21 protein-coding genes and 1 tRNA gene are annotated in these 22,086 nt (G+C 61.5%); 19 read left to right on the top strand and 3 right to left on the bottom strand.

The window, feature by feature from the left end; translation table 11 throughout:
• The first annotated feature begins 185 nt into the window (after nt 1-185).
• The 5 genes from BLP76_RS10300 to BLP76_RS10280 all read left to right on the top strand — a co-directional run bounded on the left by BLP76_RS10300 (nt 186) and on the right by BLP76_RS10280 (nt 3,539).
• Nucleotides 186-270, top strand: a tRNA-Leu gene (locus BLP76_RS10300).
• A gap of 103 nt (nt 271-373) precedes the next feature.
• On the top strand, nt 374-1,783 hold the full coding sequence (gene mgtE / locus BLP76_RS10295) for a magnesium transporter (protein WP_092812316.1): 1,410 nt from the start codon (nt 374-376) through the stop codon (nt 1,781-1,783).
• A 116-nt stretch (nt 1,784-1,899) separates the two neighbouring features.
• Nucleotides 1,900-2,673 carry a glycoside hydrolase family 25 protein gene (locus tag BLP76_RS10290; protein ID WP_092812314.1) on the top strand — a complete coding sequence of 258 codons (774 nt, stop codon included), beginning with the start codon at nt 1,900-1,902 and terminating at the stop codon, nt 2,671-2,673.
• Nucleotides 2,674-2,677: 4 nt separating this feature from the next.
• The gene (locus BLP76_RS10285) at nt 2,678-3,115 is read left to right on the top strand and encodes a GNAT family N-acetyltransferase (protein WP_092812312.1); all 438 of its coding nucleotides are present in this window, start codon (nt 2,678-2,680) and stop codon (nt 3,113-3,115) included.
• Nucleotides 3,096-3,539, top strand: coding sequence for a VOC family protein (locus tag BLP76_RS10280; protein ID WP_092812310.1), 444 nt, complete (start codon nt 3,096-3,098; stop codon nt 3,537-3,539). Before BLP76_RS10285 ends, BLP76_RS10280 begins: the two co-directional genes overlap by 20 nt.
• A 31-nt stretch (nt 3,540-3,570) precedes the next feature.
• Here BLP76_RS10280 and BLP76_RS10275 read toward each other — a convergent pair whose 3' ends face one another.
• Entirely contained in the window at nt 3,571-4,050 is a 480-nt protein-coding gene (locus BLP76_RS10275; protein WP_244514539.1) for a methyltransferase family protein, read from the bottom strand.
• 251 nt (nt 4,051-4,301) lie between these two features.
• Here BLP76_RS10275 and BLP76_RS10270 point away from each other — a divergent pair, with 251 nt between their 5' ends.
• The 11 genes from BLP76_RS10270 (at nt 4,302) to BLP76_RS10220 (ending at nt 16,613) form a co-directional block, all read left to right on the top strand.
• Nucleotides 4,302-4,922, top strand: a complete 621-nt coding sequence (locus BLP76_RS10270; protein WP_092812779.1) for a glutathione S-transferase family protein — start codon at nt 4,302-4,304, stop codon at nt 4,920-4,922.
• Between the two features lie 40 nt (nt 4,923-4,962).
• Complete coding sequence (locus tag BLP76_RS10265) at nt 4,963-6,330, top strand: DUF2254 domain-containing protein (protein WP_092812306.1); 1,368 nt, start codon at nt 4,963-4,965, stop codon at nt 6,328-6,330.
• 76 nt (nt 6,331-6,406) lie between these two features.
• Nucleotides 6,407-7,240, top strand: coding sequence for an aldo/keto reductase (locus BLP76_RS10260; protein WP_092812304.1), 834 nt, complete (start codon nt 6,407-6,409; stop codon nt 7,238-7,240).
• Nucleotides 7,241-7,337: 97 nt separating this feature from the next.
• The gene (locus BLP76_RS10255) at nt 7,338-8,135 is read left to right on the top strand and encodes a YdcF family protein (RefSeq protein ID WP_092812302.1); all 798 of its coding nucleotides are present in this window, start codon (nt 7,338-7,340) and stop codon (nt 8,133-8,135) included.
• Nucleotides 8,136-8,293: 158 nt separating this feature from the next.
• A complete protein-coding gene (locus BLP76_RS10250; RefSeq protein WP_092812776.1) occupies nt 8,294-9,628 on the top strand; it encodes a mechanosensitive ion channel family protein in 1,335 nt (444 codons plus the stop codon).
• Nucleotides 9,629-10,368: 740 nt separating this feature from the next.
• A complete protein-coding gene (locus BLP76_RS10245; protein ID WP_092812300.1) occupies nt 10,369-10,794 on the top strand; it encodes a rhodanese-like domain-containing protein in 426 nt (141 codons plus the stop codon).
• Nucleotides 10,795-10,913: 119 nt separating this feature from the next.
• Nucleotides 10,914-13,274, top strand: a complete 2,361-nt coding sequence (locus tag BLP76_RS10240; protein ID WP_092812298.1) for a glucose/quinate/shikimate family membrane-bound PQQ-dependent dehydrogenase — start codon at nt 10,914-10,916, stop codon at nt 13,272-13,274.
• Nucleotides 13,275-13,428: 154 nt separating this feature from the next.
• Nucleotides 13,429-14,850, top strand: a complete 1,422-nt coding sequence (lpdA, locus tag BLP76_RS10235; RefSeq protein WP_092812296.1) for a dihydrolipoyl dehydrogenase — start codon at nt 13,429-13,431, stop codon at nt 14,848-14,850.
• Nucleotides 14,851-14,893: 43 nt separating this feature from the next.
• Nucleotides 14,894-15,148 carry a GlsB/YeaQ/YmgE family stress response membrane protein gene (locus BLP76_RS10230; RefSeq protein WP_092812294.1) on the top strand — a complete coding sequence of 85 codons (255 nt, stop codon included), beginning with the start codon at nt 14,894-14,896 and terminating at the stop codon, nt 15,146-15,148.
• Nucleotides 15,149-15,157: 9 nt separating this feature from the next.
• Nucleotides 15,158-16,138, top strand: coding sequence for a lipoyl synthase (gene lipA / locus BLP76_RS10225; protein WP_092812292.1), 981 nt, complete (start codon nt 15,158-15,160; stop codon nt 16,136-16,138).
• A gap of 4 nt (nt 16,139-16,142) precedes the next feature.
• Nucleotides 16,143-16,613 carry a type II toxin-antitoxin system RatA family toxin gene (locus BLP76_RS10220; RefSeq protein WP_092812290.1) on the top strand — a complete coding sequence of 157 codons (471 nt, stop codon included), beginning with the start codon at nt 16,143-16,145 and terminating at the stop codon, nt 16,611-16,613.
• Nucleotides 16,614-16,623: 10 nt separating this feature from the next.
• On the opposite strand, the gene BLP76_RS10215 is transcribed toward BLP76_RS10220, so the two are convergent.
• Together BLP76_RS10215 and BLP76_RS10210 are read right to left on the bottom strand one after the other, a co-directional pair.
• Nucleotides 16,624-17,136, bottom strand: coding sequence for a CinA family protein (locus BLP76_RS10215; RefSeq protein ID WP_092812288.1), 513 nt, complete (start codon nt 17,134-17,136; stop codon nt 16,624-16,626).
• Complete coding sequence (locus BLP76_RS10210) at nt 17,129-18,340, bottom strand: bifunctional 2-C-methyl-D-erythritol 4-phosphate cytidylyltransferase/2-C-methyl-D-erythritol 2,4-cyclodiphosphate synthase (RefSeq protein WP_092812286.1); 1,212 nt, start codon at nt 18,338-18,340, stop codon at nt 17,129-17,131. The genes BLP76_RS10215 and BLP76_RS10210 overlap by 8 nt, the downstream gene beginning before the upstream one ends.
• 88 nt (nt 18,341-18,428) lie before the next feature.
• Between BLP76_RS10210 and dusB the strand changes: the two genes are divergently transcribed.
• From dusB to ntrC, 3 genes are read left to right on the top strand one after another with little or no spacing between them, the layout of a single operon-like run.
• Nucleotides 18,429-19,460 (top strand): tRNA dihydrouridine synthase DusB, encoded by a 1,032-nt coding sequence (gene dusB, locus BLP76_RS10205; RefSeq protein WP_244514537.1) that lies wholly within the window; start codon nt 18,429-18,431, stop codon nt 19,458-19,460.
• On the top strand, nt 19,460-20,587 hold the full coding sequence (locus BLP76_RS10200; protein ID WP_092812284.1) for a two-component system sensor histidine kinase NtrB: 1,128 nt from the start codon (nt 19,460-19,462) through the stop codon (nt 20,585-20,587). Before dusB ends, BLP76_RS10200 begins: the two co-directional genes overlap by 1 nt.
• The gene (ntrC, locus tag BLP76_RS10195; RefSeq protein ID WP_092812282.1) at nt 20,584-22,023 is read left to right on the top strand and encodes a nitrogen regulation protein NR(I); all 1,440 of its coding nucleotides are present in this window, start codon (nt 20,584-20,586) and stop codon (nt 22,021-22,023) included. Before BLP76_RS10200 ends, ntrC begins: the two co-directional genes overlap by 4 nt.
• The last annotated feature ends 63 nt before the right edge of the window (nt 22,024-22,086 follow it).

Genomic DNA, 22,086 nt, shown 5'->3' with positions numbered 1-22,086 from the left:
GGCGAGGGGTTGCAAGGGCCCGAGGAGGCAAAGCCGAGGGGACGGCCACCTCGTGCGGACGACGCCTTCAAGCCCCGTCCGACCGCGTCATTTTGGGAAAGCGCATCTTCTCGCGAGACTGGCCTTGTTTCGGGTCCGACCATTTGCTACATGACCGCGCGCTGGCTTGACCGGCGCAGGATTTCGCGGTCGTGGCGGAACTGGTAGACGCGCAGCGTTGAGGTCGCTGTGGGGCAACCCGTGGAGGTTCGAGTCCTCTCGACCGCACCAATTTAAAAAGGTGGCTTCGGCCACCTTTTTTTATTGTCTGCAACACCGGCGTTTCTGGCGGGCTCCGCTGGACCCGGCCGAGCCGCAGCCCTAAAGACGTGCGATGCAGACAGATACGCTCCCCCGCGAAGACGAAGAGACGGCGCTTCCGCAAGTTCGCGACGAGGAAGGCTCGCTCAACGGCGCCTACCTGGCGGCGGTCTCGGAGGCGATCGAAACGAGCAACGCCGAGCGATTGCGTGTTCTGATCGGCGATCTCCACGAATCAGATCTCGGCGATGTTCTGCAGGCGCTTAGCCGCGAAGAACGCGAGGCGCTGATTGCCCTCATGGGCGGCGATTTCGACTGGACGGCCCTGACGGAGGTCGACGAAACCGTCCGCGACGAGATTCTCGAAACGATCCCAAACACGGCCATCGCCGAAGCTGTCCGCGAGCTCGATTCGGACGATGCGATCGGCATCCTTGAGGATCTCGCCGACGAGGATCGTGAGGAGATCCTTGCCGCGCTGCCGCTTGCCGAACGAATCAAGCTGGAGCGCTCTTTCGACTATCCGGAGGAATCGGCCGGGCGTCGCATGACGACCCGCTTCATCGCGGTTCCTCCCTTCTGGACCGTCGGGCAGACGATCGATTTTCTTCGCGAAGATGATCGGCTGCCTGATGATTTCACAGAAGTCTTCGTGGTCGACCCGCGGTTCTGTTTCCTCGGCACGGTGTCGCTCGATCGCCTGCTGCGTACGAAGCGGCCCGTGCGCATCGAAGAGATCATGGGCGAAGTCACCCATTCGGTCTCCGCGACCGACGACCAGGAAGAGGTCGCTCGTCTGTTCGAGCGCTACAACCTTCTCTCCGTCGGTGTCGTCGACGAAAGCGATCGGCTCGTCGGTGTGATCACCATTGACGATATCGTCGACGTCATCGAGGAAGAGGCCGACGAAGATATCAAGCGCCTCGCGGGTGTCGGCGACGAAGAACTGACGGACACCTTTGTCAGCGCCGTTCGCTCTCGCTTCATTTGGCTGCTGCTCAACCTCGGCACGGCGCTGCTGGCATCGGCGGTCATCGGCCTTTTCGATGGCACCATCTCTCAGATGGTGGCCCTTGCCGTGCTCATGCCGATTGTCGCCTCGATGGGCGGCAATGCCGGCACTCAGACCATGACGGTGGCCGTCCGGGCTCTGGCGACACGTGATATCGAAACCATCAATCCGATACGCTTCATCTCGAGGGAAGCCCTCGTCGGCCTCGCCAATGGCGTGCTCTTCGCGATCATCATAGGCGTCGTAGCGTCCTTATGGTTCTCCAGCACCCAGCTGGGCGGGATTATTGCCGTCGCCATGATCATCAACATGGTGGCCGCGGGGCTCGCCGGCATTCTCATTCCGCTCGCTTTGGAAAAGGCCGGCGCCGATCCGGCGATCGCATCGTCCGTCTTCGTCACCACCGTTACGGACGTGGTCGGTTTCTTCGCATTTTTGGGCCTTGCCGCTTGGTGGTTTGCCATCTCGTGACCGCGCCGATGCCACGCACAAAAAAGATTGCTCCGCGGCCGGGCTTCCAGGGTGCGTCATTAACGACCGATAAAGGCTAACCGTCCATGAAGGGCCGATCCTTGGGGACGGCTTACATGACGCGCGCATTTCCCGTTTCGTACCGCAGGCTGGCGCCTGCTTTTTTCGCAGCCCTCCTGCTGGCGGGCTGTGGCGGAGCTGCAATCAAATATCTGCCCGATTCAGATCCGCATCCGGGCGTGGCACGCGCCCATGCCATGCCTGTCCAAGGCATCGACATCTCCAAATATCAGGGAGATATCGACTGGAACCGGGTCCGCGCCGACGGCATTCGCTTCGCCTACATCAAGGTGTCGGAGGGCGGCGACCATGTCGACGAGAACTTCTACGACAATTGGGAAGCCGCAGCTCGTGCTGGCGTGCCGCGCGGCGCCTACCATTTCATGTATTGGTGCCGAACGGCCGCCGAACAGGCGTTGTGGTACCAGCTCGCCGTGCCGCAGGATAAAACCCAGCTTCCCCCCGTTCTCGACCTGGAATGGAATCATCAATCGCAGAGCTGTCCTCACAAAATCTCCAAGGAAGAGGCGCTCGCCAAGATCGATGTGATCCTGAAGGCGATGGAAGAGCACACCGGCAAGAAGCCGATCATTTACACCGACATCAACTTCCATAAGGACATCCTGGAAGGACGCTACAAGGATTACCCGTTCTGGCTGCGCAGCGTCGCGGCCGAACCGAAAGAGCGCTTCAAGAACCGCCCGTTCCTGTTCTGGCAGTTTACGGCGACCGGTCGCGTCGACGGAATCAAGGGCGCTGTTGACCGCAACGCCTTCAACGGCGACGAAAAGACCTGGAGACGCTGGTTGAAAAGTCAGACAGGGTTGTGATCCAATGTCGGTTGATATCCGCAGATTGAAAGGCTCCGACCGTTCCGCCTGGGAGCCTCTGTGGCAAGCCTATCTCGCCTTCTATGGTGTCGATCTCGCGCCGGAAGTGTGCGATGTGACGTGGCGTCGGCTGGTTCTGGAAAAGAGCGCGATGTTCGCGCTTGGCGCCTACGATGCCGACCGGCTTGTCGGTTTTGCCCATTGTCTCTTTCATCCGGCAACGTGGGCGATCGCCGATCGGCTCTATCTCGAAGACCTCTTCGTCGCATCGGACGCGCGCGGGCTCGGTGCCGGCCGGGCTTTGATGGACGCCGTTTTCGCCGAAGCGGAAGCACAGAATGCCGACAAGGTTTACTGGCAGACAGAGGCTTCGAACCGGCGCGCACGTGCGCTTTATGACCAAGTTGGAAAATTGACCGCCTATGTCAGATACGAACGTTGAGAAAGCCGCAGCCCCGAAGATCGAGGGTATCCTGGAAACAGCCGTCTATGTCGCGGACTTGGCGGCTGCCCATACCTTCTACGGCGAAACGCTCGGTTTGGAGCGTATGACCGGTACGTCGCGGATGATGACCTACGCGGTAGGTCCATCAGAAGTTCTCCTCGTCTTTCATCGTGGCGATACGCTGGAAGACACCAAGACGGCGGGCGGAATGATTCCCGGCCATCATTCTGAGGGCCCGGCACATTTCGCCTTCCGCATCGCCACCGACACCTACGGTAAGTGGAAGCGGCACCTGCAGGCGAACGACATCGCCATCCTCAGCGAAGTCAGCTGGCCGCGCGGCGGCCGCAGCCTCTATTTCCGAGATCCCGACGGCAACGTCGTCGAGCTTGCAACCCGCGGGCTCTGGCCGAACTTCTGAACCTGTCGGGCAGTCATGCCCGCTGCGTCGCTCAAAGCCAGCGGCCGACGCGCGCCTTGTAGGCGAGATATTCGGCACCGAATGCATCTTCGAGGTGCTTTTCCTCCGGCCGTGCGGCGAGGCGATCCATCAGCACCAACGCGACCGGCCCGAGCAACACGAGCCACCAATTGGCGAAGGCGAGACCGAGGCCGACAACAAGCATGACGTTGCCGACGTAAAATGGATTGCGCGAATATCGAAACGGCCCTGCGGTCACGAGAGCGGAGGCCGCCCGGTCGGGACGCAGGGTCGTCTGATGCGGCCTAAAGGTTCGGTAGCCCCAAAGGTCGATCCCGAGAGCGGCAAGAACGATCAAGCCTCCGAGGCCCCGCAGGGCGCCGTCTGCATCGGGCCAGGGCAGGGGCGCAATATAGGCGAGGAGCAACCCAACAAGCACTGAGCCGGCCACAATGATCGGCGGCCAGGGGATCGAGCTTGGCGCGGTTTGCTGGTTTGAGTCGTTTTCCACGGTGCCTCCCGTCGAAGCTGTTGTGGTCGCCACTTCCATCTGGTGCCTCAACACAGTCTCGCCGACAATTAGACTTGCGTTCCTGGCACTCCAGACACGCGAAAAATCGGCGCATTCTCTGGTGGGGCACAACACAGGGCGTCTCGAACCGCCCCACAGAAGAGGCCGAGCCTTTTCATTCCCCCCAGAGATTTCGAAGATCGCATCACGCCATGATTGACGGAGCGCTGCACGGCGACGCATCTTCCTGCATGCTTAAAATCTACGGCCGCCCCAATTCGATCAATGTCCAGAAAGTGGTTTTCTGCCTGGACGAGATCGGTCTCACCTACGATCTCGTTTTGGCGGGACGTCAGCATGGACATGTCGACACCCCTGAATTCCGCAAAATGAATCCCAACGGCCTCGTTCCCGTTCTGGTGGATGATGGTTTCGTCCTGTGGGAATCGAATGCGATCGTTCGCTATCTCTGTGCACAGCACAGCGCAGGCGCGTTATGGCCGGACGACCTCAGAGTTCGCGCCGATGCGGACCGTTGGATGGACTGGCAAACGACGACGTTCGGGCCGGCGATCGGTCCCGCATTCTACAATCTCATTCGTCAGCCGGACGACGCGCGTGACCATGCAGCCGTCTCGACCAGCCAAAAGAAGGGTGAAGCCTGCGCCGCGATTCTCAACGAATGGCTGAGCGACCGGCCTTTCGTCAGCGGGGAAACGTTCACCATGGGCGACATCGCCATAGGCGCGATCGTCTTGCGGTGGCTTAACCTGCCGCTCGAACGCGCGCCGGCACCGAACCTGGAGGCCTATTGCGCGCGGATCATGGAACGTCCCGCTGGACGGAAGGCGCTCGTTCTGCCCTTAAGCTGAACCAAGAGACGCGCTCGATGATGGAAAGTGTAGGCCGGCCTTGTTTCTAGATATTCGCGGCCTCCTCCGTCTGGAGCGATGGCGCTTCCGCCTGCAGAGTATCCTGACAAGCTTTTGGTTCATCCCGCTTGTCATCGGTGCTGCGGGATGTGTTGCGGCTTTGATTGCGCTCGAGCTCGACCAGTGGACCGCGCTGCAGGAATTGCTCGGGCACCACTTTTTCCGCGAGATCCAGCCGGATACGGCACGTTCGATTTTGAGCACGATCGCCGCAGCGACGATCTCGGCGACCTCGATCGTCTATTCGCTGTCTCTCCTGATCCGAAATCTGGCGGCGACGTCGCTAGGACCGCGCCTCGTTCAGGATTTGCGGCAGGATCGGCTGACGCGGCTGACGCTGGGGATGCAGCTCGCCGTTTTCACATACAGTCTGACGATCCTCTACTACGTTGGCACCTTCATCGAGACCCGCACCATCTCGATCGGCGTCGCCATCCTGCTCGTCATCGTGGCGCTTTCGTTTCTCGTCGTCTTCGTCAATCACATCACCGATCAGGTTAGCGTCGATCATATTGTGGCGCGCGTCGCCGGCAATCTGCAGGACGCTCTCCAGTCCCACCTGAAGGATGCGAAATCGACCGAAGCCCTCGCCCTGCCGGCGCCGAAGCCGGCCAATGGCGCCATCATTTTCGCAGACGCAGAGGGGTATGTTTCCTCCGTCAGCTACGAGGCCATCGTCGACGCCGCCGACGACAGCATCCGCGTGATCGAAATGCTGGTGCAGCCGGGCGATTTCGTCATCAAACGCAAGCCTCTGGCACGCATCGATTGCGAGGAGATGCCGGACGGGTTTGCGGGCCTTGTGCGTGACGCGGTCATTCTCGGTTCGTCGCGCACCTACTTCCAGGATCTGCCCGCCCGTTTCAGGCTTCTGGTCGAGATCGGGTTGCGGGCGCTGTCGCCCGGCGTCAACGACGTCTTTACCGCGGTCGCCTGCGCCAACCATCTCGCGGCCTCGCTTGCGTTGCTCGACGGGCGCGATCTGACCCCCGCAATCCAATGGAATGAAAAGCGCGACGTGATGCTGGTTCCGCAGCCCATGCATTTTGAGGTGGTCGTGGCCTCCGTCATCAACCCCCTCCGTCAGGCGGGGAAGGAAGTCTTCGTGATGAACGAAGCGCTTTTGCGCACCTTGGGCGATCTCGCGGCGGCTTCCATCAAACCCGAATTGCGCGAAATCTATGAACACCATGCGCACCTCGTCGCCGAGAGTGCCCTTATGACCGATCTGCAGGACGAAGAACGCTCCATCATTCATGGGCTGCTTCGGCGCGTCGAGGAGCGGGGCGCCGAAGGCAAGAAGATTGAACGTGAATTGAAGAACCGGCGTGCCGCGCGGCAGAGCTGACCACCGGCGCCCCTTGCTGGCTTGAAGCCCGACCTGGACGCGCCAGGTTGAGCTTCGAGAGACAAAGGAGCACGACATGACACTCACCGTCACGGCGAACGGCGCCGAGATTCCGGCGCTCGGTTTTGGAACCTGGCGACTGCGGGACGATGTCTGCCGCCACATGGTGGAGGTGGCGCTCGACGCCGGCTATCGTCACATCGACACTGCCGAAGCCTACGACAATGAGGAAGCTGTCGGCGACGTCCTCGCGAACCATGTCACCCCACGTGACGACATCTTCGTAACCACCAAAGTTTGGCACGAGAACCTACGCGACGGCGATTTCCAGAAATCTGTCGAGGGAAGCCTGAAGCGTCTTCAGATCGACCAGGCCGATCTCGTGCTGATCCATTGGCCGAGCCCGTCGATCCCGTTCGACGAACAGATCCAAAGCCTGTGCAAGGCCAAGAAGCAGGGCCTGACCAAACATATCGGCGTGTCGAATTTCCCGGCCGCCCTTATCGAAGCCGCGATGCGTCACGCAGATGAGCCCCTCGTCGCAAACCAGGTCGAATACCATCCCTACCTCAATCAGAGCATCGTCCATGCGGCCTGCCGCAAACACGGCCTCGCTCTGACGTCCTATGCGCCGATCGCTCGCGGGAGCGTCCTGGATGAAGAGGTCGTTCGGGAAATTGCCGAGGAAAAGGGGCGGACATCCGCCCAGGTCGTTCTGCGCTGGCATATCCAGCAGGAGGGGGTGGTCGCAATACCGCGCTCCTCGAAGGCAGAAAGAGTAAATGAAAACAACGATATCTATGACTTTGCTCTAACCCCTGATGAAATGGGACGAATCTCGGCGCTGGCTCGCCCGGATGGCCGCACCATCGATCCGGATTGGGCACCGGAATGGGACGAAGCGGCATGAGGCTCCGCATGACGGGACGCTCCGTCTACGCCTTCCCGTGATATGAGCCATCATCTTCGGCCAGCCCGGAGATGATTCCCCGAGCGGGCAGGACACGATGTTCTTTATCATCTCAAAGGTCGCGGGCTTCTTTCTCGCTCCCTCGAACGCGCTCGTCATTCTGACGATCTTCGGCGTCGTGCTTCAGATGCTGTGGTCGTTTCGCATCGGTGCCGTCATCGCGGCGGTCGGGCTCGTCGGCATTCTGGCCTGTGGACTTGGCCCCGTGGCCAACTGGTTGATCCTTCCTCTGGAGAACCGCTTCGAGCAGCCCGCATCGGACAACGCCGCGCCCGACGGCATCATTGTCTTGGGCGGTGCCCTCTCTGATCGGGTGAGTGGCGAGCGCGACGCCGGGCTTGAGCTGACCGAAGCGGGGGACCGCATTCTCGCACTCTTGCGCCTTGCGCGGGCTTATCCGCAGGCCCGCATCGTCTTCACAGGCGGCAGCAGCGCGCTGACCGGCGGGGCCAAGAAGACGGAGGGTGAACTGGTCGGAGAAGCGATCGAGCGTTTCGGGCTCTCGCCGGAGCGCGTGACGATCGAATCCAACTCGCGCAATACGGCGGAAAACGCCAGCTTCTCGAAGCAAATTGCCAAACCGCGAGCGGATGAAACCTGGTGGCTGGTGACGTCGGCTTTTCATATGCCGCGTGCTGTCGGCGTGTTTCGAGCCGCAGGCTTCCCGGTCACGGCCTATCCGGTGGATTTCCGGGCAGCGCCGGATGACTGGCTGCGCCCCTTTGCCACCGTGAGTGACGGACTTCGGCGGACCGATATTGCGTTCCGCGAATGGGTCGGACTGCTTGCCTATTACTGGACGGGACGCATCGACACGCTTTTTCCCGCACCATAACGGTGGACGTTCCACTCGTTCTAGCGGATCGTCTGTGAGCCCGGCTGCGTTAAGAATCTCGTTGAACGCTGAAGGTCTCGCCCTTGGACGAACTGCTGGACGGAAATGTCGCCGCTTTGCTCGGCGATGCGGAGACGGGCCTCCTGGCTTTCGTCGAAATGCTCATGCGTCCTTGGATGCTGATCCAGGTCGCCATCATCGTCGCCGCAATCCTTCTGAGTTTTGTCGTCGGGCGCTTTGCTGAAGCGCGCCTCGAACCACGGGTGAGGGCGATCCGAGGTCAGCCTCGGCTTCTGAGATTTCTCGCACTCCTCCTGCGACGCACCAGTTGGATCGTTCTTGCCCTCGTTTTGCTGGCGGTCCTGACCGTCATGCGAACGGTGACCTGGCCGAGCCGCACCTACCTCTTGCTGATCGCGACGTCGCTCGTGGCCGCCTGGGTTTTGATCTCGGTCATCTCGAAGCTCATCCGCAATCGAGCGGTGGCCCGCATTGTGGCCATCCTGGCCTGGGCTTTCGTAGCCCTGCGCATCACCGGCCTCCTTGATGAGGCGACCGAATTGCTCGATGCCGCTGCCCTTCAGATCGGATCCTTCCGACTATCGCTGCTCTTCCTGATCCAGGCTGTGCTGCTTCTGAGCGGGCTCTTATGGCTCGCCGTCACCTTCGGCAATTTCGTAGAGCAGCGGCTCGAACGCGCGAGCGATCTGACGCCCACGATCCGCGTGCTTCTTGGAAAAGTCGTCAAATTCGCACTCATCATCGCGGCGGCGGCAACAGCGCTCTCGGCCGTCGGTGTGGACCTGACCGCGCTCACGGTCTTCTCCGGCGCGGTCGGTGTCGGCATAGGCTTCGGCCTCCAGAAAGTCGTGTCGAACTTCATCAGCGGCATGATCATCCTTCTCGACAAGTCGATCAAACCGGGGGACACGATTTCGCTCGGCGAGACGTTTGGCTGGATCCGGGAGCTGCGCGCCCGTTTCGTTTCCGTCGTCACCCGTGACGGCAAGGAATTCCTGATTCCGAACGAGGATTTCATCACCCAGCAAGTGGTGAACTGGTCCTTCACCGACACGTTGATTCGCCTCGATGTGCATTTCGGGGTCGCATACACCTCCGATCCGCACCAGGTGAGCCGGCTTGCAATCGAAGCTGCGAAATCCGTCGAGCGTGTTCATCAGGCCCCTCCGCCGGTCTGCTGGCTGACGGGGTTCGGGGACTCCTCCATCGATTTCATTCTTCGCTTCTGGATTCGCGATCCCCAGAACGGTCTCACCAATGTGCGCGGCAAGGTGCTTCTCGCCTGCTGGGACGCGTTCAAGGAAGCGGGGGTCGCCATCCCGTTCCCGCATCGGCAAGTCATCTTGAGCGAGCCCGTCGAGGTGCGGGTTTCGCAGCCCCCGGGCGCAGAAGGCTCGCCGAAAGACAAAGCGCGCTCGACCCGGGCGAGGGGCGGCGCGCGGCCACATGCCGACCCCAAGATGCCACTCTAAACATGTTAAGTTTCAGGCGCTTATAGCAAGAAAGAAGCCCAGCGTCTTATGTATGGCTGCTATGTGGATGACGCAGTCGTTAACCTCTATTAAGACTTGCTTTCTCTCGCGCTCATCGCCACATTCCCGCCGCTGATCGGCCCAAGGCCATCAGCCTCTCGGTCACCCTCGAACGCCCCTGCAGCGTAGCCTGCGCAGGGGCGGACCGGTGGGGACGAAGGATGAAGTGGACCGCCCAACTTTTCTAGCCGCGAACGCTTTTTCATCAACGCAGGCCTCGCGTAAGCCGAGGATGCGCTGATATTCGGCGACGGCGGGCAAGGTGGATGCCGAGGGCGATTGAGGCGAAAAGGTGGCGAATTTGAGCCATCTTCAGCTTGAAGTCAGCTTTGGCAAATTGTAACGGTTTTCGGTGTCGGGAGGGTCCAAGGACTCCCTCCTCACCAGGGGACAAAGGGGAATTTGATGCCCGATTTGAACGAGCCGTCCTGCTGGCGGGCGGCGGCGATTACCTTCGTAGTCTGTGCAGGACTGCTTCTGGTGATCTCGCTGGTGGTCAGTGGCGGAGCGACTACGGTGGCGGTCAGCTGACCGCGTTCATCCTAGGAAATCGCGCAGTACGCGGGGCCGAAAGGTCCCGCGTTTTTTATTGCCCATAGCCGCGAGGTCGCTTCCACGTAGCGTTTGCATTCTGTCCTGAAGACTGCCTTGCTAAGCGGACTGAGAGACAGGAGAAACCCATGCCGCAGCAAATCGTCAAAGGCTACCGGCAGCTCGTCGACGAGGCCGAGGCGACAATAGAAACCATTGATGTCGATGAAGCTTTCCGGCGGCACAACGACGCCGATGCCGTCCTCGTGGATTTGCGCGATATCCGAGAGCTGCAGCGCGAGGGAAGGATCCCGGGCGCCATTCATTGCCCGCGAGGAATGCTCGAGTTTTGGATCGATCCGGCGAGCCCGTATCATAAGCCTGTCTTTGCCGAGGACCGGCCGTTCATCTTCTTCTGTGCCGCAGGGTGGCGCTCGGCGCTGGCGGCAGGCCGCGCCGTCGAGATGGGCTTGAAGCCCGTCGCGCATATCGAAGGCGGATTCGGGGGCTGGAAGAAAGCCGGATTGCCGGTTGATTCGCCAGCTGAAGACGCCCGCCCAAGCCCAAAGAAATGAACTGAAACGGCGTGAGGCCGCACCTCGCAACCTCCGCCGGCAAAGGATTCTGGCGTCTGCTGGAAACCGAGAGCCTCCTTCCGTGTTGGTAAGACATCAACCATCCCGGAGGAGAGAATTTGGTCGCCACTATCACTGGCATCGCCATCGCATTGCTGGGAGCTGTCCTCGCGGTCGGGGGCATCTGGCTCGCAGCCCTCGGTGGCTCCTGGTATTATATTATTGCCGCTCTCGGCTTTCTGGCCACCGGCATCCTTTTGTTCATGCATCGAGCGGCCGCGCTTTACGTTTACGCCGCCGTCGTCCTCGGCACCCTCGTTTGGGCGATCTGGGAAGCTGGCTTCGATTGGTGGCAACTGGCTCCGCGCGGCGACGTCGTCGTTCTCATCGGTATCTGGCTGCTTCTGCCTTTCGTAACGCGCTCATTGAAGCGCGATTTTTTTGATCCGCGGCCTGCGGCCTGGCGCGGGGCGGGTATCCCGCTTGGCGTCTCTCTCGTTGTTGCCGTCGGCGTGGCGATCTATGCCCTCGCAACCCCATCCGAGGATCTCCCGGGACAGCTTCCGGCCGCACGGATTGCCGATGCGGCGACCGGACCTTCGGGCGAAGCGGCAGAGGTGCCCGCGGCCGATTGGCCTGCCTACGGCCGCACCGAGTTCGGCCAGAAATACTCCCCACTCGACCAGATTCATGCCGGCAATGTCGACCATCTCAAGGTCGCCTGGCAGTATCATACCGGCGACACGAGGCGTCCGGGCGATCCGAAGGAAACCACCTACGAGGTCACGCCGCTCAAGATTGGCAACACGCTCTACCTGTGTACACCGCACAACCTCGCGATCGCTCTCGATGCTGCGACCGGCGAGGAAAAATGGCGCTTCGATCCCGAAGTCGGGACCCAGGCGAGCCGCCAGCATCAGACCTGCCGCGGGGTATCCTATTACCAATCGCTTGAAGGGTCCGACAGCGCCACCGCAACGGAATGCCCGACACGGATCTATCTGCCGACATCCGATGCGCGGCTGATCGCTCTCAATGCGGAAACGGGGGCTGTTTGTCGGAGTTTTGGCGAGAACGGCCATGTCAATCTCTGGGCGAACATGCCGAACCTCCAGGAGGGGTTCTATTACTCGACCTCCGCGCCTGTGATCGCGCGCAATCTCGTGGTCGTAGGAGGCTCGGTCAACGACAACGTGTCGACGACGGAACCTTCGGGCGTCATCCGCGCCTACGACATCGATACGGGCGACCTTCTTTGGAACTGGGATGCCGGCCGGCCGGACGAAACGACGCCGATCGCCGATGACGAGATCTACACGGCCAATTCGCCCAATTCCTGGACGACCATGAGTGCCGATCCGGAACTCGGTCTCCTTTACGTGCCACTCGGCAATGCCCCGCCCGACCAATGGGGCGGCAACCGCACACCCGAAACCGAGCGCTTCTCGTCCTCGATTGTCGCTCTCGACCTTGTCACTGGCGAGCTTCGCTGGGTCTTCCAGACCGTGCACCACGATCTGTGGGATATGGATGTGCCGTCGCAGCCAAGCCTGATCGACCTTGAGGTCGATGGGAACACGGTTCCGGCCGTCGTTCAGGCGACGAAGCAGGGGGACATCTATGTGCTGGACAGGCGGACGGGCGATCCGATTCTCCCGGTTACGGAAGAGCCCGCGCCTCAAGGTGCGGCCAAGGGTGATCACGCGGCCAAGACGCAACCCACATCGGCACTGTCGCTGAAGCCGCCTAGGCTCACCGAGCACGACATGTGGGGCGCGACCATGTTTGACCAGCTCGTCTGCCGTGTCGAATTCCACCAGTACCGCTGGGAAGGTCGCTTCACCCCGCCCTCAACGGAAGGCAGCCTCATCCATCCGGGCAATTTCGGTGTCTTCAATTGGGGCGGAGTTGCCGTCGATCCGGTCCGTCAGATCGTCTTCGGCACACCGTCCTACCTCGCGTTCGTCTCCAAGCTGATCCCTCGGGAGAATTCGGAGAAGAACTACGTTTCGAAGGGCAAACCCGGCCTCAACGAGAATTACGGGGCCCCGTTCGCGGTGAGCCTGAAGCCCTTCACCTCGCCGCTCGGGCTTCCCTGCCAGGCCCCGCCCTGGGGTTACGTCGCGGGCGCCGACCTCACCACGGGCAAGGTCGCCTACATGCACCGAAACGGGACGGTGCGCGATCGCTCGCCCATCCCGCTGCCGTTCAAGATGGGTGTGCCAGACCTCGGGGGCCCGATCCTGACGGCTGGCAATCTCGCCTTCATGAGCGGCTCGCTCGATTATTATGTTCGCGCCTTTGATGCGACGACAGGCAAGCAACTCTGGCGTGATCGGCTGCCCGCCGGCGGCCAGGCGACCCCGATGACCTATGCCGTTGACGGGAAACAATATCTCCTGGTCATTGCCGGCGGTCATGGATCCCTCGGCACGAAAACCGGCGACTCGATCATCGCCTACGCGTTGCCGTCGACCTGATCTCGTCCCCTGTTAGGGATCAGCTTGAGAAAAGGAGAGGGCGGTGCATGGCAGCTTCCGCCCCCTTCCTTCTTGATCGAAACGCTGCGGCCATTACCTTGCAGCCTCCGGAGCAATCCGGCAGGAACATGAAAAGAGGATCAGGCGAGGCGAGATGGCGGATAAATCTTACGACGTAGTCGTCATTGGTGCAGGACCCGGCGGCTACGTGACGGCTATCCGTTCCGCGCAGCTTGGCTTCAAGACCGCCATCATCGAAGCGCGCCACCTTGGAGGCATTTGCCTCAACTGGGGTTGCATCCCGACGAAGGCATTGCTGCGCTCCGCCGAGATCTTCCACTACATGCAGAAGGCCGGCGATTACGGCTTGTCGGCGGAAAAAATCAGCTTCGACATGGGCGCCGTCGTGAAGCGTTCACGCGGCGTCGCGAGCCAGCTCAATCAGGGCGTCGGCTTCCTCATGAAGAAGAACAAGATCGACGTGATCTGGGGCAGGGCGAAACTCGCAGGCAAGGGCAAGATCGACGTCTCGCCGAGCGACGAGCCCGCGCCAAAAGGAACGCTCGAGCCCGGCCAGTACTCGGCCAAGCACATCATCGTGGCGACAGGCGCCCGCCCGCGCGTTCTTCCCGGGCTCGAACCGGACCAGAAGCTCGTCTGGACCTATTTCGAGGCGATGGCACCCAAAAGCCTGCCGAAATCGCTTCTCGTCGTCGGCTCCGGCGCGATCGGCATCGAATTTGCCTCATTTTATCATACACTTGGCTGCGACGTGACCGTGGTAGAGGTGCTTCCTCAAATTCTGCCGGTGGAGGATGCGGAGATCTCCTCCCTTGCACGAAAGCGTCTCGAAAAGCAGGGCATCAAGATCCTGACCGAAGCGAAGGTCTCCAAGCTCGAAAAAGGCGCAGACGACGTCACGGCTACGATCGAGACCAAGGACGGCAAGAGCGAGAAGAAGACCTTCGCGCGCGTCATCTCGGCCGTCGGTGTGGTCGGCAATATCGACGGACTCGGCTTGGAAGAGCTCGGCGTGAAGACGGAGAGGGGGCTGATCGCTGCCGATCCCTATGGCCGGACGAATGTCGAGGGGGTTTATGCGATCGGTGACGTCGCCGGACCGCCGATGCTCGCGCACAAGGCCGAGCACGAAGGGGTCATCTGCATCGAGGCGATCAAGGGCATGCAGCCGCACCCGATGGACAAGCTCAAGATCCCGGGTTGCACCTATTGTCATCCGCAGATCGCCTCCGTCGGGCTGACTGAAGCCAAAGCCAAGGAGGCCGGACGCAAGATCCGCGTCGGGCGTTTCCCGTTCATCGGCAACGGCAAGGCGATCGCGCTCGGGGAGCCTGACGGGCTCGTCAAAACGATTTTTGACGCAGAGACAGGGGAGCTCTTGGGTGCTCATATGATCGGTGCCGAAGTGACGGAACTGATCCAGGGATTCGTTGTCGCGATGAACCTCGAAACGACGGAAGAAGAGTTGATGCACACGGTGTTCCCGCATCCGACCCTCTCGGAAATGATGCACGAGAGCGTTCTTGACGCGTATGACCGCGTTATCCACGTATGAACTCGTGCCCGACAGGGCTGAAAGCAATCTAGAGGAGACGGGGATGGAAGGTTTCGGTTGGATTATGACGATCATCATCGGCGGTCTCGCCGGTTGGATCGCCGAAAAAGTTATGAGCGCCGACCACGGCCTGATCACAAATATCGTCTTGGGCATTCTGGGTGCCATTATCCTGAATGCCATACTGGTGGGTTTGTTCGGTTCCACCCTCGGCGGCTTCATCGGTCAGCTCGTCGTGGCCGCGATTGGCGCCTGCCTTCTCATTTTTGGTTACCGCGCAGTTCGCGGCCGCAGATAGTCAAGAGTTTTGGTCACTCTCATCAACACAGTCGAACCTTCCGAAGATGGCGCGCCCGAGGCAACTGCCCGGCCGCGCCATCCCGAGAAGGCCCGTAGGCCGGATTCGCCGGTTCAGCGCAAACCCGCCTGGATTCGCGTCAAGGCGCCCGTTTCCAAAGGCTACCGCGATACGGCAGGCATCGTTCGGTCGAACAAGCTGGTCACGGTGTGCGAGGAGGCCGGCTGCCCCAATATCGGCGAGTGCTGGGAAAAGAAGCACGCCTCGTTCATGATCCTGGGCGAGACCTGCACTCGGGCCTGTGCGTTCTGCAATGTGCGCACGGGAATGCCCGGGCCGGTGGACCCGGCCGAGCCGGAAAATCTCGCTCACGCCGTCGCCCAGATGGGCCTGCAGCATGTGGTGGTGACCTCGGTCGACCGCGATGACCTCGAGGATGGCGGCGCGGCGCATTTCGCGGCAGTCATTCGTGCCATTCGCCAGGAGACGCCGGAGACGACCATCGAGGTGCTGACACCCGACTTCCTGCGCAAAAAGGGCGCTCTCGAGATCGTCGTCGAAGCACGTCCCGACGTCTTCAACCATAATCTGGAGACGGTGCCGTCGCTTTATCTCAAGGTTCGGCCGGGCGCCCGGTATTTCCATTCGATCCGGCTTTTGCAGCGCGTGAAGGAGCTCGATCCGGAGATGTTCACCAAGTCCGGAATCATGGTCGGGCTTGGGGAAACGCGCAATGAAGTGCTGCAGCTCATGGATGACCTCCGGACGGCAGAGGTCGACTTCCTGACGATGGGCCAGTACCTGCAGCCTTCGCGCAAGCATTATCCGGTGAAAGAGTTCGTCCCACCTGAGGGCTTCAAGAGTTACGAGGCCATCGCCTATGCCAAAGGCTTTCTCATGGTTTCGGCGAGCCCGCTGACGCGATCGTCCCACCACGCCGGAGATGATTTCGCCCGCCTCCGCAAGGCCCGCGCTGCACTCGCCAGCTGATCCCATGCATCATCACGAGACTTCCCGCACCGTCAGCCACTCCGCGGAGGAGATGTTCGATCTCGTCGCGGACGTGGAGAAATATCCCCAATTCGTGCCGTTCTGCGAAAGGCTGAACGTACGGGGAAGAAAGCAGATCGAGGGCCGCACGATCCTCGTCGCCGACATGACCGTCGGCTACAAGATGCTGCGCGAGACCTTTACCAGCAAGGTGACCTTGGATCGTGAGGCACTGTCCATCCGGGCCGATTACCTGGATGGTCCGTTCCGAACGATGGAGAACATCTGGACCTTCGAACGCCTGGGAGAAAACCAGGCGAAAATCCATTTCTGCATCGATTACGAATTCAAAAGCCGAACGCTCGCCACACTGATGGGCGCGATGTTCGACCGCGTGTTTCGAACCTTTGCTGCGTCCTTCGAACGCCGCGCAGATACGCTTTACGGAACTGAGGGCGCGCCCAGCCGCGCCTGAACGGACGCCCTTATTCCGCCTGCCGACCAGGCAGCGTTCGCGCCGTCTCGATCAGAAAGTTGAGCGCAACGATCGCACTTTCACGTCGGATGCCCTCGCGACCGAGGAGAGGATCGAACCGTCTCTCACGATGACCGGTCGCGCCATGGCGCTGCGCCACAGCAAAATGCACGAGGCCGACGGGCTTTGCCTCGGTTCCGCCGTCGGGACCGGCAACGCCTGTGACTGAGACCGCCAGATCGGCATGAGAATGGGCGAGGGCGCCTTCCGCCATCGCACGTGCCACGGCTTCACTGACTGCGCCCTCGACGTCGATAAGCGTCTTCGGCACGCTGAGAAGCTCTTCCTTGGCCTCGTTGGAATAGGTGACGAAGCCACGCTCGAACGCGGCGGATGAGCCGGGGATATCGGTGAGCGCGGCCGCGATGCCACCGCCGGTGCAGGATTCGGCGGTTGCCAGCCGAACGCCCTTGTCCTTGCAGAGAGCGAGAAGCTCGATCGCCTTGCTTTCGAGATCACGCATTGTCGTCTCCCGGCAGCGCAACGCTGACGGCGGCAAGAGCTGCGATCCCTTCGCGCCGACCGGTAAAGCCGAGCTTCTCGCTCGTCGTCGCCTTCACGTTGATACGGTGGCGGGCGATCCCGAGCATCTCAGACAGTCGTTCCGAGATGGCTTCGCGATGCGGCCCAACCTTGGGCGCTTCACAGATCAGAGTCACGTCGACATTGACGATCGCTCCGCCGCGAGCGGCCACGCGTTCGACCGCGTCCTTCAAAAAGATCTCTGAATCCGCACCCTTCCATTGCGGGTCGCTCGGCGGGAAGTGCTGTCCGATATCGCCTTCGCCGATCGCGCCATAGATGGCGTCGGTGAGAGCATGCAGCCCGACATCGGCATCCGAATGGCCCTCCAAGGCCATGTCGTGATCGATCTTCACGCCGCACAGGAAAACGTGGTCGCCTGGACAAAAGGCATGCACGTCGAAGCCCTGACCTGCGCGATATTCGCGTGCCGGAGCCAGATGGGCAGCAGCTCGCGCAAAATCTTCGGAAGTAGTCAGCTTGATGTTCCTTTCATCGCCTTCGACGGAGCGCACATGGAGGCCGGCGGCCTCTGCGACAGCCGCATCATCGGTTAGATCGTCGCGTTCCGCAGCAGCCCGATGCGCATCCAAGATGGCTTGGAATGGGAAAGTCTGCGGCGTCTGTACGGCCCGGCAGGTCGATCGGTCGATCGTTCCCACGACCGCGTCGTTCTCAACGTGTTTCAACGAGTCAGAGAGCGCCAGCGTCGGAACTGCCCCGTTCTCCTCATCCGTTGCCGCCGCCATCCGCGTGATCAGCTCGCGCGAGACGAAAGCGCGTGCCGCATCGTGGATCAGAACGATATCCGGGTGCTCGTCCGAAAGCGCTTCGAGCCCGAGACGCACGGAAATCTGTCGCGTGGCTCCGCCCGCGATCGGCTCTCCGATACCGGACAAACCCGCGACGGCCTCGTCGTAGAGGGCACGATCATCCGGGTGGATCACACAGCGGATGACGTCGATCTCATCTGCCTCCTGGAAAGCCAGCAAGGTGCGACGCAACACGGCCATGCCGCCGATTTGCGCATATTGCTTCGGCAGGCCGAGCCCGGATCTGTGACCCCGCCCGGCAGCTACGATCAGGGCTGCATATCTGGGTCGTGCGGACGAGCGTGGCGCAACATTGCCTTCTTCACCGTTCATGTGTACCGAAACCTCGCTCACGGACTTGCCGAAGCCGTAGACATGACTAGATTATCGGCAAACATAGTTTTTGCCGGATTTTTCATCATTGCCCGACGCAGATCTCCCCACCGATAGCTTGAAGGTTGCCGGGCTGTCGATTCCCAATCGCGCCCTGCTTGCGCCCATGTCCGGGGTGTCCGACCTCCCATTTCGGCGGCTCGCCGCGCGTTACGGCGCGGGGCTCGTCGTTTCCGAGATGGTCGCCTGCGACGCCGTGCAGCGGCAATCGGAAGAGGCGCGGCTGCGTGCGGAAGGCGAGGGCCTTTCCCTCCATGTCGTGCAGCTCGCTGCACGCGACGAAGAAGCCATGGCCGAGGGCGTGCGGATCGCCGAAGCGGCGGGAGCCGCAATCATCGACATCAATATGGGATGTCCGGCCAAGCGCGTGACAGGTGGCTTTGCCGGTTCCCATCTCATGCGCGATCTCGACATGGCTGAACGTCTGATCGCCTCAGCCGTGCGTGCCGCCAAAGTTCCGGTCACGCTGAAAACGCGCCTTGGCTGGGACCACGCGTCGCTCAATGCGGCAGAGCTGGCGCAGCGTGCGGAGAACCTGGGCGTGGCGATGGTGACCGTCCATGGACGCACACGCAGCCAATTCTACAAGGGCAAAGCCGATTGGAATGCCATCCGGCCCGTGGCTCGGGCGGTCCGAATTCCGGTCATCGCCAATGGCGACCTCTCGCGGCCCGAAGATGCGCCGGCGATGCTGCAGTGTTCGGGTGCGGCGGGGGTCATGATCGGCCGCGGCGCTTACGGGCGCCCGTGGGTCGTCGGCCAGGCGGGTGACGTCCTTAGAGGCAAAGCCCCCCGACCCGATCCGACAGGGAGAGAGCGTGCCGACCTCATTATGGAGCACTACGATATGATCCTGGCTCACTATGGGCCGCTTCCAGGCGTTCGCATCGCCCGAAAACACCTCGCCTGGTACCTCGATGATTTTGCGATGGATGCGCAGGCGCAGGCTGCCCGCGGCAGGCTTCTGCGCGAAACGGAGGCACGGCGCGTTCAGGCCGAGCTCGCGGCGCTTTTGCCCGATCTTCGGGCGGATGCCGCTTCCTTGCGCGAGGCCGCCTGATGAAGCCTCACGAAGAAGAGGGGGTGCCGGCGCTCGCGATCCTCAACGCCCTGCCGCATCCGATTTTCGTAGTCGATGCCGACAACACGATTTTGAACGCCAACCAGGCGGCCGAGAGTTTTTTCGGCGCAAGCTCCGCCGTCATGCATCGCGACGGGTTGGACCGCCTCGTGCCTTTCGGCAGCCCATTGTTTCCCTTGCTCGATCAGGTTCGTGCGCGAGGTGCTGCGATCGCAGAATACCGCGTCGACATGAGTTCGCCGCGCATCGGCTCCGACAAACTCGTCGATATCTACGCAACGCCGGTCTCCATGACGGATGCCTGCGTCTCGGTTCTCCTCCTTCCACGCTCCGTGACGGAGAAGATCGACCGGCAGCTGACATATCGCGGGGCCGCGCGGACAGTAACCGGCCTGGCGGCGATGCTAGCCCACGAGATCAAGAATCCGCTGTCCGGCATTCGCGGCGCTGCCCAGCTCCTGGAAGCGTCCGCAAGTCCCGAAGATCGCCCGCTGACCCGCCTGATCTGCGATGAGACGGACCGCATCGCCGGCCTGGTCGATCGTATGGAAACCTTCACTGACGCCCGCCCGATCGAGCGCGAGCCGGTCAACATTCACCGCGTTCTGGAGCGCGTTAAGACACTCGCCACCTCCGGCTTCGCGCGCGGCATCCGCATCACCGAAGAATACGATCCTTCGCTGCCACCGGTCCTGGCGAACCGCGATCAGCTCCTGCAGGTCTTCATCAATCTGGTGAAGAACGCGGCTGAAGCTCTTGCAGGACAAAAAGATTCAGAGATAACGTTTCGTACGGCCTACCGACCAGGGATTCGCTTGTCGGTTCCTGGGACGCAAAGCCGTGTCAGCCTCCCGCTGGAATTCACCGTCATGGACAACGGACCGGGCGTTCCCGACGACGTACTGCCTCATCTCTTTGACCCGTTCGTCACCTCGAAGGCGAATGGCACGGGTCTTGGATTGGCGCTCGTAGCCAAGATCATCGGAGATCACGGAGGCATCATCGAGTGCGAGTCCCAGCCACGCCGCACGCTTTTCCGCATTCTTATGCCGACGCTCGAACAGACGTCGGACGAGCTCGACCTGAAGGAGGATGGAACCTCGTGAGTCAGAGCACAATTCTCGTCGCCGACGACGACACGGCGATCCGAACAGTCTTGAACCAGGCGCTGTCGCGCGCCGGCTACAATGTCCGTCTGACATCCAACGCGGCGACGCTGTGGCGCTGGGTGGCCGAAGGCGAGGGCGATCTCGTCGTCACCGACATCGTCATGCCGGATGAAAACGCATTCGAGCTCTTGCCGCGCATCAAGCGCGTCAGGCCGGAGCTGCCGATCATCGTCATGAGCGCACAAAACACGTTCATGACGGCGATCAAGGCATCCGAACGCGGCGCTTACGACTATCTGCCGAAGCCCTTCGATCTGAAGGAGCTTATCGCGACGATCGGACGGGCGCTGTCGGAGCCCCGGTCGAAAGTGATGGCCGATCACGACCAGCAAGATGAAGCCATACCGCTCGTCGGTCGCTCGCCGGCGATGCAGGACATCTACCGCGTACTTGCCCGGTTGATGCAGACGGATCTGACCGTCACGATTTTCGGGGAATCCGGCACCGGCAAGGAGCTGGTGGCCCGTGCGCTCCACGATTACGGCAAGCGCCGGAAGGGGCCCTTCGTCGCGGTCAATATGGCCGCGATCCCGAGGGAACTCATCGAATCCGAGCTCTTCGGCCATGAACGCGGCGCTTTCACCGGCGCCCAACATCGCTCCGCCGGCCGCTTCGAGCAGGCGGAGGGCGGGACGCTCTTCCTCGATGAAATCGGCGACATGCCGATGGACGCGCAGACGCGTCTGCTGCGGGTTCTGCAGCAGGGCGAATACACGACCGTCGGTGGCCGCACGCCGATCCGCACCGACGTCAGAATCGTCGCGGCAACCAACAAGGATCTGAAGAACCTGATCCGCCAGGGCCTCTTCCGTGAGGATCTCTTCTTCCGCCTGAACGTCGTGCCGATCCGCCTGCCGCCGTTGCGGGAACGCACCGACGATATTCCCGATCTCGTTCGCCACTTCCTCGTCCAGGCCGAGCGCGAAGGCTTGCCGGTCAAGACGATGGAAAATGACGCGCTCGACGTGCTGAAGCGCCATCGCTGGCCGGGCAATGTGCGGGAACTCGAAAATCTGATCAGACGCCTGACCGCGCTCTATCCGCAGGAGACGATCACCGCGGACCTGATTCGTCACGAGCTCGATCCGATCGGAGATGTGGAGGAATCCGAGCGACCGGCAGAGGAGGAGAGCCTTTCGAATTCCGTCGCCCGGCACATGACCAATCTCTTCAACGAGTTCGGTGACGCTTTGCCGCCGCCGGGGCTCTACCACCGGGTGCTGCGCGAGATCGAGGTTCCGTTGATCGGCGCCGCTTTGGGCGCCACCAACGGCAATCAGATTCGCGCCGCCGAGCTCTTGGGGCTCAATCGCAACACGCTGCGCAAGAAAATCCGTGACCTTCAGATCCTGGTTGTGCGCGGTCCGAGATAAAACGGCCGCGCGCACTGTGCGGGCGCCGTTTTTGTGACATATTAGCCACGTTCTGTGCCCACG

The sequence above is a fragment of the Afifella marina DSM 2698 genome (assembly GCF_900102695.1).
In the GTDB taxonomy this organism is placed as follows: Bacteria; Pseudomonadota; Alphaproteobacteria; order Rhizobiales; family Afifellaceae; genus Afifella; species Afifella marina.
This window is presented reverse-complemented; position numbering and strand designations above follow the sequence as displayed.